Genomic DNA, 13,826 nt, shown 5'->3' with positions numbered 1-13,826 from the left:
GAGCGGGAAGGTTATGAGTTTAAGTTTGGTATTAATGCTGATTCAAGTGTTCTTTGCCGTGGTAATTGGATTGTACTTCTGGAATTTGCTTCGCAACCAGAAGACGAACCGATCGGCTGTTGATAGAGAGTCCAAGAAGGAGATGGACAAGCTCAGAAAGCTTCGCTCCATCTCGCTTACGAAACCTCTCGCGGAAAAAACGCGTCCGCAGACGATGAACGATATTATCGGACAGCGAGACGGTCTGCGCGCGCTGAAGGCCGCGCTGTGCAGCGCCAATCCTCAGCATGTCATTATTTATGGACCGCCCGGCGTCGGCAAGACGGCGGCAGCCCGCGTCGTGCTGGAAGAAGCGAAAAAAAATCCGTCATCGCCGTTCCTGGCCGAAGCGAAATTCACGGAGATTGACGCGACGACGGCCAGATTCGACGAGCGCGGCATTGCGGATCCGCTCATCGGCTCGGTTCATGACCCGATCTATCAAGGGGCCGGAGCGATGGGAGTGGCGGGCATTCCGCAGCCAAAGCCGGGCGCCGTAACGAAAGCGCATGGGGGGATTCTGTTCATCGACGAAATCGGGGAATTGCATCCCGTGCAGATGAATAAATTGTTAAAGGTGCTGGAAGATCGCAAGGTATTCCTCGAAAGCGCCTATTACCATTCCGAGGATGCCAATATTCCGTTATACATACACGATATTTTCCAGAACGGATTGCCTGCGGACTTCCGTCTTGTAGGCGCCACGACACGTTCCCCCGGCGAAATCCCGCCTGCGATCCGTTCCCGCTGCATGGAAGTATACTTCCGGCCGCTGCTGGCGGATGAGATCGCGCAGGTGGCGGAGAATGCCGTGAAGAAGATCGGATTTCCTCCGTGCCCGGAGGCGATCGACGTCGTGAAGCGGTATGCTACGAATGGCCGGGAAGCCGTCAACGTTATTCAATTAGCAGCAGGCGTGGCGCTTTCGGAGAAACGGGACGCCATCGCGGCAGCCGATATCGAATGGGTTGTCAACAGCAGCCAAATTCCGCCTCGCCCGGACCGCAAAGTGCCAAACGAGCCCCAGGTGGGATTCGTGAACGGTCTTGCCGTCTACGGTCCCAATATGGGGACGCTGCTGGAGATCGAAGTGAGCGCTATTCCCGCTGATGCCGGCAAAGGTACATTCAACATTACTGGCGTTGTTGACGAAGAAGAGTTGGGAGGAGGCTCGCGTACGCTCAGGCGTAAGAGTATGGCGAAGGGTTCTGTCGAGAATGTGTTGACGGTGCTCCGCAGAATCGGCCTGAATCCGCAGGACTTTGACTTGCATATCAACTTTCCTGGCGGGACTCCAATCGATGGGCCATCCGCGGGCATTGCGATGGCAACGGCGATCGCTTCGGCAATTCGGGAGATGCCGATCGACAACAAGCTTGCCATGACGGGCGAGGTTGGCATTCATGGCAACGTGAAGCCGGTCGGCGGCGTGCTCGCCAAGGTGGAGGCGGCATTTCAGGCCGGGGCGGTGCAGGTCATCATACCCAAGGAGAATTGGCAGGCGATTTTCGCCGATTTGGACGGTCTCAAGGTTATTCCTGTCGATAAGGTGGAAGAGGTATTCAGGCACGTATTTCCAGAGTTGGAGACCGCTCGAGAGGAGAAAGAAGTGCCTGCCGTGAGCGAATTGTTTAGGCCAAGCAGCCTTCCTTATTTGCAGGCGGATTCCGCGGAGTGATAAGATAAGGTAGATGCTGTAGAAATGGAGGTGCAGGTATGGGACCAAGCAAGTCGAAAGGTCGCCGGCTGCCCTTGCTTCCGCTGAGAGGATTACTTGTTTATCCAAGCATGGTGCTCCACCTTGATGTGGGCAGGGATAAATCCGTCCGCGCGCTGGAGCGGGCAATGGTCGAAGACCACATGATTTTATTGTGTTCGCAGTCGGAGGTCAATATCGAAGAACCGACGCAGGAGGATATTTACAAGGTTGGCACGATCGCGAAGGTCAGGCAGATGCTTAAGCTGCCTAACGGCACCATTCGCGTGCTCGTGGAGGGCGTCGTTCGCGCAGAGGTGCAGAGCTATGTAACGAATGACGAGTTCTATGAGGTTATGGCGAAGGAGCTGCCGGAGGAGGATACGGACGATCCAGAGGTGGACGCCTTGATGCGCTCCGTCCTGAGCCAGTTCGAGCATTATATTTCGTTATCGAAAAAGGTTACTCCGGAGACCTATGCGGCAGTATCGGATATCGACGATCCTGGCCGCCTGGCGGACGTCATTACAAGCCATTTGTCGCTCAAGATCAAGGACAAACAGGATATTCTCGAAACGATCGATGTGGCTGCGAGGCTGGAAAGACTGCTGGATCTGCTGAATAACGAACGCGAAGTGCTGGAGCTGGAGCGTCAGATCAACCAACGCGTCAAGAAGCAGATGGAGAAGACGCAGAAGGAATATTACCTCCGCGAACAGATGAAGGCCATCCAGAAGGAGCTCGGCGAGAAGGAAGGCCGGGCGGGCGAGGCCGAAGAGCTTAGAAGCCAGTTGGAGGAAGCCGGCGTTCCCGAAGCGGTTAAGGAAAAGGTCGTCAAGGAAATCGAACGGCTCGAGAAGATGCCGCCTTCCTCGGCAGAGGGCGGAGTCATCCGCAATTATATCGATTGGTTACTCGCGCTGCCGTGGAACAAGAGAACAAATGATGATCTCAGCATCGAGAAGGCCGAGGATATTTTGAACGACGATCATTATGGCCTGGAGAAACCGAAGGAGCGCGTACTGGAATATTTGGCGGTACAACAGCTCGTGGGCAAGATGAAAGGACCTATCCTCTGTCTCGTAGGCCCTCCCGGCGTCGGCAAAACATCGCTGGCCCGATCCATTGCGAAGTCGCTCGACCGGAAGTTCGTGCGCATCTCGCTGGGCGGCGTGCGCGACGAAGCCGAGATTCGCGGTCATCGCAGAACGTACGTCGGCGCGATGCCGGGCCGCATCATGCAGGGGATGAAGACGGCCGGCAGCCTTAACCCGGTGTTCCTGCTCGACGAGATCGACAAGATGGCGTCGGACTTCCGGGGGGATCCTTCGTCAGCATTGCTTGAGGTGCTCGATCCCGAGCAGAACAACACGTTCAGCGACCATTACATCGAGGTTCCTTTCGACCTCTCCAACGTGATGTTCGTGACGACGGCGAATGCGCTGCACAACATTCCGCGCCCGCTGCTGGACCGGATGGAAGTGCTGTACATTCCGGGTTACACGGAGCTGGAGAAGGAACAGATCGGCGTGCGTTACCTGCTGCCGAAGCAGAAGCGCGACCACGGTCTTGAGGAAACGCAGCTGGAGCTGACGGACGAGGCGCTGCAGCTGTTAATTCGCGAGTATACGCGCGAATCCGGCGTACGAAATCTGGAGCAGCAGATCGCAGCCGTTTGCCGCAAGGCGGCCAAACATTTTGTATCCGAGGTAAAAACAGCTGAAGAAGGTTCGGAAGAGCAGGAGACGAAGCCGTTAAAGGTGGACAGCGAGCTCGTTAAGCAATGGCTTGGACCTCCGAAGTTCCGATACGGCTTGGCCGAAAGCGAAGATCAGATTGGCGCCGTTACGGGGCTGGCCTGGACCGAGGTCGGCGGCGATACTCTGGTCATCGAGGTGACCGTCATGCCGGGCAGCGGCAAGCTGACGCTGACGGGCAAGCTGGGCGACGTGATGAAGGAGTCCGCGCAGGCTGCATTTAGCTATACGCGTTCCAAAGCGTTGGAGTTATCCATTGACCCGAGCTTCCACGAGAAAAACGATATCCATATCCATATCCCGGAAGGAGCCATTCCGAAGGATGGTCCATCCGCTGGCATTACGATCGCGACGGCGCTCATCTCCGCGCTGACGAATCGGTATGTTTCGCGCGAAGTGGCAATGACCGGCGAGATTACGCTCCGCGGCCGCGTGCTGCCGATCGGCGGCTTAAAGGAGAAGTCTCTTGCCGCGCATCGGGCGGGTATAAGGAAGGTACTGCTTCCGAAGGATAACGAACGCGATTTAAAGGACATCCCGGACAGCATCAAAGCAGATATGACTTTCGTGCCGGTGGGTCATATGGACGAGGTTCTTCTCCAAGCACTCGTTCCGGCAGGAACAGCAGAGAAAGCGGGTACCCCAATTTCATGAAAATAAAAGATTCTCAATTCATCATCAGCGCGGTTAAGCCGCATCAATACCCCGAGGATGCCTTGCCGGAGATTGCTCTGGCAGGGCGTTCCAATGTGGGTAAATCCTCGTTGATCAACAAGATGATCATGCGCAAAAACCTGGCTCGTACGAGCTCGCAGCCCGGGAAAACGCAGCAGCTTAACTATTATCGGGTCAACGATATGGTTTATTTCGTCGACTTCCCCGGCTATGGTTACGCCAAAGTATCCAAAACCCAGCGAGAGCAGTTCGGCGAGATGATCGAGACGTATCTTAGGGAACGGGAACCGCTCAAGCTTCAATTGCTCGTTATCGATGTCCGCCACGAGCCCTCCAAGGACGACGTGCTGATGTACCAATGGCTCAAGCATTACGAAATCCCCACTTGTATCGTAGCGACGAAAGCGGACAAGATCCCGCGTTCCAAGTGGGACAAGCATATCAAGATGATCAAGACGGCGCTGGAAGCCGACCCGCGCGACTCCGTCGTCCTGTTCTCCTCGGAGACCGGGCTTGGCCGCGATCAGCTCTGGGACGTCATTACGGATGCGATCGGCTACAATAGCGAGCAAGAAAACGATGTTCTACCATAAGGATGAGAATTCAGCGCAATTGTATCGATTTGTAAAGAAATCCTACATTTACACATAAGCTATTGCGCTGGAGGCATAAGTGAAGCTTCGGGGCGAAGGGAAAGCGGCCGCGCACATGCGGCCGCTTTTTATTGTTCTTGTCCGTTAGGAGATTACTGGACGTTTTGTTCTTGCAGAGATCTAACGGCATTAACGGCTGCTATACGGCGGTCAAAATAATGGGTTCATTCTTCGTAATGATAATGGTGTGCTCGTGTTGCGCAACGAAGCTATTGTCGGGCACGCTTAAAGTCCATCCGTCCGCTTGCTCGACGACATACCCCGCGCCCGTGGACAAAAAGGGCTCGATCGTAATGACCATTCCTTCTTTTAATACCCGTTTATCGTGCTTGTTGTAAACCGGCAGTATCTCCTGCGGCGCCTCGTGCAGGGCTTTCCCGATGCCGTGGCTGCACAGATTCTCAATGACGTTATAGCCGCCTTTTTTGGCCTCGCTTTCGATAATCCTTCCTACTTCGTTTAACTTCACTCCATGTTTCAGCGACGAGATCACTTTCATCATCGTATTGTGCGTGTATTGGCATAGTCGCGTTAACGCCGGCTTGAATGGAGCGATCACAAAGGAATGTCCAGCGTCCGCGTAATAGCCTCCCAATTCAGCCGAAACATCGATGTTGATCAAATCGCCAGGCTTAATGACGCGTTTGCCCGGGATGCCGTGTGCGACTTCGCGGTTGATGCTAATGCAAGTGTCGCCGGGGAAATCGTAAGTTAACTTAGGCGCGGAAACGGCTCCGTGTTTTGCCAGAAACAGTCCCCCGATTTCGTCTAATTCCTTTGTCGTCATTCCGACGCGCGCGCTGCTTTTCATTTCTTGAATCGTCAATGCGACGATTTTGCCGATCTTCTTCAGTCCATCCATGTCTTCTTGCGAGCCTACTGTCATAAAAATACCTCCAAATCCCGAATTGATTGATTTATTATAACACATTTTCGAATGCTCCCTTGGAGAGGCAATCCATGGTTATTTCTTTGCGGAATAAGGGAAATACTATGCTACATCGACCGCTGGACGGTACATATTATGTAATCCGCGCGGATTTCTTCAAACATTGGTCAAAAATGAACCCTGCATGAATGTCGAACTGTGCTATAATAATTCCAATCAACGGATTATCGGACCAAAAAGAACGTGGCGAAGACGGACAGGCTTGCGCTCGCGGAGGAAGGGGGGAATACCACGCATGCACATCATCGCGGTTGGATTGAATTACCGGACGGCGCCCGTAGAGGTTAGAGAGAAATTTACGTTCGCGGAGAAAGAGCTGCCGGAAGCGCTAAACGCCTTGATCGGAACGAAAAGCATCATGGAAGGTGTCATCGTGGCGACCTGCAACCGAACGGAGATGTACGCCGTCGTCGACCGTCATCAATTATGCGGGCATTATATTCGCAGCTTTATGGAGAAGTGGTTTGGTTTGCCGCGAGAGCAATTTACCAACCATCTCTACATGTACGAGGACGAAGCCGCCATTCGTCATCTCTTTAAGGTGACAAGCGGCCTGGATTCCATGGTCATCGGGGAGACCCAAATTCTCGGTCAGGTGAAGGACGCGTTCCTGCTTGCCCAGGAGAAAAAGACGACCGGCACCGTATTTAATATGCTCTTTAAGCAGGCGGTAACGATGGCGAAACGCGCCCATTCGGAGACAACGATCGGCGAATCGGCTGTTTCCGTAAGTTATGCGGCCGTAGAGCTTGGCAAGCAGATTTTTGGACAATTCAACCGCAAGACGGTTATGATTATCGGGGCAGGCGACACAGGCGAACTAACAGCTAAACACTTGTATGCGAACGGGGCAGAGCGTATTCTTGTCGTAAATCGTACTTTCGAGCGCGCTGCTCAGCTGGCAGACAAGTTCGGCGGCACCCCTTTATCGCTGGAGGAAGGTTTAAAGAAGCTGCCGGAAACGGACATAATTATTAGTTCGACGGGCTCGGAGAGTTATGTTCTTAATCGACTGCAGGTTGCCGAAGCCATGAAGAGCCGGAAGTCCAAGCCGTTGTTTATGATTGATATTGCCGTTCCGCGTGATCTGGATCCAACGATCGCTGCCGTCGAGAACGTCTTTTTATATGATATTGACGATCTGGAAGGCATCGTGGAGAGCAATCTGGATCAGCGCCGCCGCGAAGCGGCGAAAATCGATGTTATGATCGACGACGAAATGGTTGCCTTCGAGCAATGGTACAAGACGCTGGGCGTCGTGCCGCTTATCCGATCGCTGCAGACGAAGGCGACGGATATCCATGACGAGACGATGAACAGCCTGACGAAAAAGCTGCCTGGCCTCAGCGAACGCGAGCTAAAGGTGATTCGCAAGCTGACCAAAAGCATGATGAACCAAATGATACAGGATCCCATATTGCGCATTAAAGAGATGGCCGGCGAAAAGCGGGCAGAGGAAGCGATGGACATGTTCGTGAAGCTGTTCGCGCTGGAGGAGCTTGCGGAATCGCAGCAGCAGTCCGGACTATATCCGGGAGCTGCCGAGAAGGCGGCGGGCGCCTCCAAGCCGAACGCATCGACGGCTCTGGTCAAGAATGCTCAGCAACAGGCGGGGGCACCTGCTTTTGCCCCTACTTGATCGGCTGGAAGGTTTCAACGCGGAGGGGTTATGGGAACAGCGAATTGGTTATACGATACGATACTGTATGTTTACGCCCTGAGCCTTCTGTTTTATTTCTCCGACTTCATGAATGCAAGCCGGAGAGCAAAACGGATAGGCACAGGGCTCCTTGTTTTTGTATGGGTGCTTCAAACGGGCTACCTGATTACGAGGCTGGTCTCCCATCTGGATTTATCTCAAATATCCACATTCGAATACTGGTTATGTTTTTCATGGCTGATCGTGACCGTATCGCTTGTGATGAGCCGCTTTTATTCCATCGATTACATCGTCTTTTTCGTTAATGTCGTCGGATTCGCCGTATTGGCCCTTAATTTATATGCCGGAGCGGCCCAAGGCAACGAGAATGCGGTAGGGCAGACGACTCGAGAGCTCTTATACGTACATATCAGCCTTATTGTATGCGCATATGCGGCGTTGACCTTCGGGGCCCTGCTCGCGGGGATGTACATGTTTCTTCATCATCGCCTTAAGAGCAAACGCTGGTCGAAGTTCGTGAGGCGTTATCCCAGCCTGGATATGATCGAACGTTTCTCGGATCGCGCCGTGATGATCGGAGTTCCGCTGCTCGCGATGTCGCTTTCTATCGCCGTTACCTCGCTGCTTGTTGAGGGGCGAATCGTGTTGCTGCTGGATTGGAAGGTGCTGTCCTCGTTTGCCGCGCTTGTCATGTTTATTGTGTACATCTATCAGCGCGCCAGAAACAGGCGTACCGGGGAGCAGCTTGCCAAGCTTTATCTGATCGCGTTTCTTGTGCTCCTGCTGAATTTGGCTTCCAGCGCCTTCTCTTCCTTCCATTGACGGGGACGGGGATGTTCGGCTCGACATAGTAACTTGAGAGGGGGCATCGTCACGGTGGAACTGGCAAGGGAACATAAGGTGAGACCAACGTATTACGCTGCCGCGCTGGACTTAAAGGGCAAGTTATGCGCCGTTATCGGCGGAGGGATTGTGGCGGAGCGGAAGCTGAAGGGACTGCTGGAGGGGGGCGCCGATCGGGTTCGATTGGTAAGTCCTGCGGTGACGCCAGGCATTGCCGCCCTTGCAGACGGGGGAAACATCATTTTAGAGCAGCGTGCCTACCAGGAGAGCGATCTGGCGAATGTGTGGCTGGTCTTCGCTTGCACGGACGATGCGATGTTGAATGCCGCAATTGCGCTGGCTGCGAATCGGCGCCGAATATGGTGCAACGTGACGGACGATGCGGCGTCGGGCAGCTTTATTTCGCCGTCCGTCGTGCGCAGAGGCGATTTGCTGCTGGCCGTGACAGCTTCTGGAGCAAGCCCTTCTTTGTCGGCTTTGATCAGAACCGAGCTGGAACGGCAGTACGGTCCGCAATATAAAGAACGCGTGGAGCGGCTGCGACAGTTAAGGGAATATGTATACAAGACGCAAAAGAACGAACGGGTTAGACGCGAAGTGTTGAGACTTGCAGCCGAAGGCACGTTAATGGATGACGGGGCTGCAGGAACGCTTGGATTAGATGAGTGGTATGCTGTGTTGCTGGAGATAACGATTGGGAGGCAGATGGAATGAGCAGAGAGGAACGCGTGATTACGGTAGGAACGAGACAAAGCGCGCTTGCGTTGACGCAGACGGGACAAGTCATTGACCAGCTCGAGGCGATATGCGAGGAGCATGGATTGCCCTATACGTTCGAAATTCGCAAAATCCTGACCAAAGGCGACCAGATTCTGGATGTCACTTTGTCCAAGGTGGGCGGCAAAGGGCTGTTCGTCAAGGAAATCGAACAAGCGCTTATCGATAAAGAGATTGATCTTGCCGTACATAGCATGAAAGACATGCCTTACGAGCTTCCGGAAGGGCTGATTAACGGCGCTACGCCTAAGCGGGTCCATCCCGGCGACTGTCTGATCATGAAGAAAGGGAACAGCCTGCAGGATCTGCCGCTTGGCGCCAAGGTCGGCACAAGCAGCTTGCGACGCTCCTGCCAGCTGAAGCATGCGAGACCGGATCTGCAGCTGGAGTCGATCCGCGGCAACATTGATTCCCGTATCCGCAAGCTGGAGACCGAAGGGTTCGATGCCATCGTTCTCGCCGCAGCAGGCTTGTCAAGAATGGGCTGGGAGGATCGAATCTCCGCCCATGTTCCGATGGATATCTGCACGCCGGCGGTCGGGCAAGGCGCTCTTGGCATCGAATGCCGGGAAGGCGATTCCGACGTCAGGGAGCTGCTGAATCTCTTTAATGATTCCGAAACGGAGCTGACAGTGAAAGCCGAGCGGAGCTTCCTGGGCACGCTGCAAGGGGGCTGCCAAGTGCCGATCGGGGCGCATGCCGTCATCGTTGACCGTGCCAGTGCCGTGCCGGTGCTGGAATTGACCGGCATCGTCGGCTCGCCTGACGGCGTTACGCTATTGAAAGAGATCAAACGCGGGACCGATCCCATCGAGCTGGGCAAGGAAGTGGCGAATGCGCTGCTCGCGGCAGGCGGAGATGTCATTCTGGCGGAAATCGGGGGATAACGATGGACAAGGGGAAAGTATATTTGGTCGGCGCGGGTCCGGGAGATCCCAAGCTGATTACGGTGCGCGGCCTGCAATGTCTGGAGCGATGCGACGTCGTCGTCTATGACCGTCTGGCAAGCCCGCGGCTGCTCCGGCATGTCAAGCCGACTGCGGAATTCATCTACGTCGGCAAGCTTCCGGACCGCCATACGATGAAGCAAGAAGCGATCAATCAGTTGCTCGTCGATCTGGCGCTGGCCGGGAAGACGGTAACGCGGCTCAAAGGCGGAGACCCGACGATTTTCGGGCGCGTGGGAGAGGAAGCGGAGCTGCTTTACGATAACGGCATCGAATTCGAGATCGTACCCGGCATCACTTCGGCCATTGCCGTTCCGGCTTACGCCGGCATCCCGGTCACCCATCGCGATCTGGCTTCCTCGTTGTCTATCGTGACGGGCCATGAGAGCCCGGATAAGCTGGACCGTTCCATTTATTGGGACAAGGTGACGAATGCGACCGGCACGCTGTTGTTCCTCATGGGCGTAGCCAAAATTGGATACATCGCGGAGCAGCTTATGAAGCACGGCAAACCCGCGTCTACTCCGGTAGCGCTGGTCCGCTGGGGAACTCGCGTGGAGCAGCGGACGCTGGTCGGTACGCTTGCCGATATCGAAGAGAAGGTCAAGGCGGCGAACTTCCAGCCGCCAGCCGTCATTATCGTCGGCGAAGTCGTGCTTCAACGGGAGAAGCTGCGCTGGTTCGAACGCAAGCCGTTGTTCGGCACGAGAGTGCTTGTGACTAGAGCGCGCGCGCAGGCAAGCGAGCTGTCGGAGTCCATCGAGGAATTGGGCGGCGAGCCTTGCGAATTCCCGGTCATCGATATTCGCGAGCCGGAGGGCGAAGCGGAGGTTCAGGCACTGAAGGAGAAGCTGGCGGAAGCGGGGAGCTACGACTGGCTGATCTTCACGAGCGTGAACGGGGTCGATTATTTCTTCCGCTGGCTGCGCCGGTTCGGTCTGGATATACGTGCCTTCTCAAAGGCTCGAATTGCAGCTGTCGGACCCAAGACGGCGGAGGCGTTGGCGCATAGGGGGCTGCTGACTGAGGAGCTGCCTGTCAAATTCCACGCGGAGTCGCTGCTGGATCGGGTTGAAGGCTGGATGAAGCCGGGAGAGAGAGCGCTGCTGCCAAGAGGCGATCTCGCGAGGGATGTATTGCCGAGGCTGCTGCGGGAACGAGGCGTGGAGGCGGTCGAGGCGGACGTATACGAGACGTCGATTGCCGATACGCAAGACGAATTCGTGATGGATTGGCTGCGCGAGGGAGCTATCGGCATCATTACGTTTACCAGTTCCTCGACCGTAACCAACCTGATGACCCTGCTGCGGAAAAACGGGATCGAGGAGCCCGCGCGGGCTCTGTCGGGCATCCCGATTGCAAGCATTGGCCCAATCACTTCCGAGACGGTGCGAAGCGTCGGCCTTGAGGTGACGGTCGAAGCGGAAGAAGCTACAATTGATGGTTTGCTGGCCGCGGTCGTCGATTGGCGGCATAAGGATAAAGCATCGAAGGAGGACGATTAATATGGCATTCCCGATTACAAGACATCGCAGACTTCGCAGAACGGCGGGCATTCGCGGCATGGTGCGCGAGACGTTATTGACGGCGGAGGATTTTATATATCCCATCTTCGTAACGCACGGTACGAACGTGAAGGAAGAAATTCCGTCCATGCCCGGCGTCTACCATTTCTCCATGGATCGATTGGAAGAGGAGATTCGCGACGTAGTGGCTTCCGGCGTGAGGTCCGTGCTTCTGTTCGGCGTTCCCGAGCACAAAGATTCGATCGGCAGCTCCGCCTATGACCGGGATGGAATCGTGCAGCAAGCGATTCGGGCAGTCAAGAGTTGGGCGCCGGAGCTGGTCATCGTAGCCGATACTTGCCTCTGCCAATTTACGGATCATGGCCATTGCGGCATCGTGCATCAAGATACGGCGTCGGGTACGGCAGTGGTAGACAATGATCAATCGCTGGAGTTGCTCGTGCGTACGGCGGTATCCCAAGCAGAGGCCGGCGCGGACATTATCGCTCCATCCAACATGATGGACGGATTCGTCCATGCGATCCGCAGCGGCCTGGACGATGCGGGCTACAGCGATATCGCGATTATGTCTTATTCCGTCAAATACGCTTCCGCCTTCTACGGGCCGTTCCGCGATGCGGCGCATTCCGCTCCGCAATTCGGCGACCGCAAAACGTACCAGATGGATCCCGCCAACGTTAGGGAGGCGATCCGGGAAGCCGATTCCGACGTTGCGGAAGGCGCGGATATGCTAATGGTGAAGCCGGCACTTGCTTATCTCGACGTGCTGCGATTGCTCAAAGAGCAATTTGACCTTCCGCTGGTCGCTTACAACGTCAGCGCGGAATACTCCATGGTGAAGGCGGCGGCCGCGAACGGCTGGATCAATGAGCGCGGCATCGTGCTGGAGACGCTGACTGGCATGAAGCGCGCCGGCGCGGACATTATTATTACTTACCATGCCAAGGACGCATCCCGCTGGCTGAGAGGAGAAGAGGTCTAATGAGCGAGAATTCGAGAGTTAGGCAAGATGCCAAGTCCGCAGAAGCGTTCGCGAGAGCGAAGAAGGTGATCCCGGGCGGCGTGAACAGTCCCGTACGGGCGTTTAAGTCCGTTGGACTGACTCCCGTTTATATGGAACGAGGCGCAGGCAGCCGTGTATACGATATCGACGGCAACTCTTATATCGACTACGTTGCCTCCTGGGGCCCGCTTATTATGGGCCATGCTCATCCGGAGGTTGTGGAAGCGCTCCGGAAGACTGCGGAGAAGGGGACGAGCTTCGGCGCGCCTACGGAGCTGGAGACGCTCATGGCTGAGCTTGTCTGCGAGCGAGTGCCGTCCGTGGACGTCGTGCGGATGGTCAACTCCGGCACGGAAGCGACGATGAGCGCGCTCAGGCTCGCTCGCGGCTATACGAAGAGGAGCAAGATCATGAAGTTCGAAGGCTCCTACCATGGACATGCCGACAGCCTGCTCATCAAGGCGGGTTCCGGCGTCGCGACGCTCGGCCTGCCGGACAGCCCAGGCGTGCCTGAGCATGTCGCTTCCCACACGATAACGGTGCCGTACAACGACATCGAGTCGGTGAAGCTGGCGTTCGAGAAGTTCGGCGAGGAGATTGCTTGCGTCATCGTGGAGCCAATCGCCGGCAACATGGGCGTAGTGCCTCCGCTGCCAGGTTTCCTGGACGGTCTGCGGGCCATTACATCGGAGTACGGCAGCCTGCTGATCTTCGATGAGGTCATGACGGGCTTCCGCGTTGGATATTCCTGCGCGCAAGGACTCTACGGGATCACCCCTGATCTGACTTGCTTCGGCAAGGTCATCGGCGGCGGATTGCCGGTCGGCGCCTATGGCGGCAGACGCGAAATTATGGAGATGATCGCGCCAAGCGGCCCCATCTACCAAGCGGGCACCCTGTCGGGCAATCCGCTGGCCATGGCTGCAGGCTACACGACGCTTAAGCTGATGACGCATGACAAGTACGAGCTGCTGGAGCGCCAGGCGGTCAAGCTTCAGCTTGGCATCGAACGCAATGCCGCAAAGCACGGCATCCCGATAACCATCAACCGGGTGGGCTCCATGGTATGTCCGTTCTTTACGGAGAAGACGGTCATCAACTACGATGCCGCGAAGACATCCGATCTGGAACGGTTCAAGACTTATTTTGCGGCTATGCTGGATCTCGGAGTTAGTCTCCCGCCATCCCAGTTCGAAGGCATGTTCGTATCCGCCGTCCACTCCGACGAGGATATTGAAGACACGATCGCGGCCCATGACGGGGCGCTGGGTCGTCTATAGAGGTTAGAGGAGGTTGGCACG

Annotated in this window: 11 protein-coding genes; 10 read left to right on the top strand and 1 reads right to left on the bottom strand. The window is 55.7% G+C overall.

Features of this window, described 5'->3' with window-relative positions; translation table 11 throughout:
• Window positions 1-13: 13 nt before the first annotated feature.
• From lonB to yihA, 3 genes are read left to right on the top strand one after another with little or no spacing between them, the layout of a single operon-like run.
• On the top strand, window positions 14-1,717 hold the full coding sequence (gene lonB / locus B1748_RS03850) for an ATP-dependent protease LonB (protein ID WP_087566541.1): 1,704 nt from the start codon (window positions 14-16) through the stop codon (window positions 1,715-1,717).
• A gap of 38 nt (window positions 1,718-1,755) precedes the next feature.
• Window positions 1,756-4,146, top strand: coding sequence for an endopeptidase La (lon, locus tag B1748_RS03845; protein WP_087566540.1), 2,391 nt, complete (start codon window positions 1,756-1,758; stop codon window positions 4,144-4,146).
• A complete protein-coding gene (gene yihA / locus B1748_RS03840) occupies window positions 4,143-4,760 on the top strand; it encodes a ribosome biogenesis GTP-binding protein YihA/YsxC (protein WP_087566539.1) in 618 nt (205 codons plus the stop codon). The genes lon and yihA overlap by 4 nt, the downstream gene beginning before the upstream one ends.
• A gap of 199 nt (window positions 4,761-4,959) precedes the next feature.
• On the opposite strand, the gene map is transcribed toward yihA, so the two are convergent.
• A complete protein-coding gene (gene map, locus B1748_RS03835; RefSeq protein ID WP_087566538.1) occupies window positions 4,960-5,706 on the bottom strand; it encodes a type I methionyl aminopeptidase in 747 nt (248 codons plus the stop codon).
• A 298-nt stretch (window positions 5,707-6,004) separates the two neighbouring features.
• On the opposite strand from map, the gene hemA reads away from it, so the two are divergent.
• The 7 genes from hemA to hemL are packed head-to-tail and all read left to right on the top strand — an operon-like array spanning window position 6,005 to window position 13,805.
• Window positions 6,005-7,408: a glutamyl-tRNA reductase gene (gene hemA / locus B1748_RS03830; RefSeq protein ID WP_087566537.1), complete on the top strand. Its 1,404-nt coding sequence runs from the start codon at window positions 6,005-6,007 to the stop codon at window positions 7,406-7,408.
• A 30-nt stretch (window positions 7,409-7,438) separates the two neighbouring features.
• Window positions 7,439-8,251 (top strand): cytochrome c biogenesis protein CcsA, encoded by an 813-nt coding sequence (gene ccsA / locus B1748_RS03825; RefSeq protein WP_087566536.1) that lies wholly within the window; start codon window positions 7,439-7,441, stop codon window positions 8,249-8,251.
• A gap of 54 nt (window positions 8,252-8,305) precedes the next feature.
• Window positions 8,306-8,986 (top strand): precorrin-2 dehydrogenase/sirohydrochlorin ferrochelatase family protein, encoded by a 681-nt coding sequence (locus B1748_RS03820; RefSeq protein ID WP_179215361.1) that lies wholly within the window; start codon window positions 8,306-8,308, stop codon window positions 8,984-8,986.
• Window positions 8,983-9,936 carry a hydroxymethylbilane synthase gene (gene hemC / locus B1748_RS03815; RefSeq protein ID WP_087566534.1) on the top strand — a complete coding sequence of 318 codons (954 nt, stop codon included), beginning with the start codon at window positions 8,983-8,985 and terminating at the stop codon, window positions 9,934-9,936. The genes B1748_RS03820 and hemC overlap by 4 nt, the downstream gene beginning before the upstream one ends.
• Window positions 9,937-9,938: 2 nt before the next feature.
• The gene (cobA, locus tag B1748_RS03810; RefSeq protein WP_087566533.1) at window positions 9,939-11,501 is read left to right on the top strand and encodes a uroporphyrinogen-III C-methyltransferase; all 1,563 of its coding nucleotides are present in this window, start codon (window positions 9,939-9,941) and stop codon (window positions 11,499-11,501) included.
• Window position 11,502: 1 nt separating this feature from the next.
• Window positions 11,503-12,504 carry a porphobilinogen synthase gene (gene hemB / locus B1748_RS03805; RefSeq protein WP_087566532.1) on the top strand — a complete coding sequence of 334 codons (1,002 nt, stop codon included), beginning with the start codon at window positions 11,503-11,505 and terminating at the stop codon, window positions 12,502-12,504.
• On the top strand, window positions 12,504-13,805 hold the full coding sequence (gene hemL, locus B1748_RS03800) for a glutamate-1-semialdehyde 2,1-aminomutase (protein WP_087566531.1): 1,302 nt from the start codon (window positions 12,504-12,506) through the stop codon (window positions 13,803-13,805). Before hemB ends, hemL begins: the two co-directional genes overlap by 1 nt.
• Window positions 13,806-13,826 lie beyond the last annotated feature (21 nt).

This window comes from Paenibacillus sp. MY03 (assembly GCF_002165585.1).
Taxonomy (GTDB): Bacteria; Bacillota; Bacilli; order Paenibacillales; family Paenibacillaceae; genus Pristimantibacillus; species Pristimantibacillus agaridevorans.
Note: the sequence above shows the minus strand (reverse complement) of the source record. Positions and strands in the feature narration are given on the sequence as shown.

What these genes read in the sequence shown, in the direction of transcription:
- lonB (WP_087566541.1), top strand. Translation starts at nt 14, where the DNA reads ATGAGTTTAAGTTTGGTATTAATGCTGATTCAAGTGTTCTTTGCCGTG.
- lon (WP_087566540.1), top strand. Translation starts at nt 1,756, where the DNA reads ATGGGACCAAGCAAGTCGAAAGGTCGCCGGCTGCCCTTGCTTCCGCTG.
- yihA (WP_087566539.1), top strand. Translation starts at nt 4,143, where the DNA reads ATGAAAATAAAAGATTCTCAATTCATCATCAGCGCGGTTAAGCCGCAT.
- map (WP_087566538.1), bottom strand. Translation starts at nt 5,706, where the DNA reads ATGACAGTAGGCTCGCAAGAAGACATGGATGGACTGAAGAAGATCGGC.
- hemA (WP_087566537.1), top strand. Translation starts at nt 6,005, where the DNA reads ATGCACATCATCGCGGTTGGATTGAATTACCGGACGGCGCCCGTAGAG.
- ccsA (WP_087566536.1), top strand. Translation starts at nt 7,439, where the DNA reads ATGGGAACAGCGAATTGGTTATACGATACGATACTGTATGTTTACGCC.
- hemC (WP_087566534.1), top strand. Translation starts at nt 8,983, where the DNA reads ATGAGCAGAGAGGAACGCGTGATTACGGTAGGAACGAGACAAAGCGCG.
- cobA (WP_087566533.1), top strand. Translation starts at nt 9,939, where the DNA reads ATGGACAAGGGGAAAGTATATTTGGTCGGCGCGGGTCCGGGAGATCCC.
- hemB (WP_087566532.1), top strand. Translation starts at nt 11,503, where the DNA reads ATGGCATTCCCGATTACAAGACATCGCAGACTTCGCAGAACGGCGGGC.
- hemL (WP_087566531.1), top strand. Translation starts at nt 12,504, where the DNA reads ATGAGCGAGAATTCGAGAGTTAGGCAAGATGCCAAGTCCGCAGAAGCG.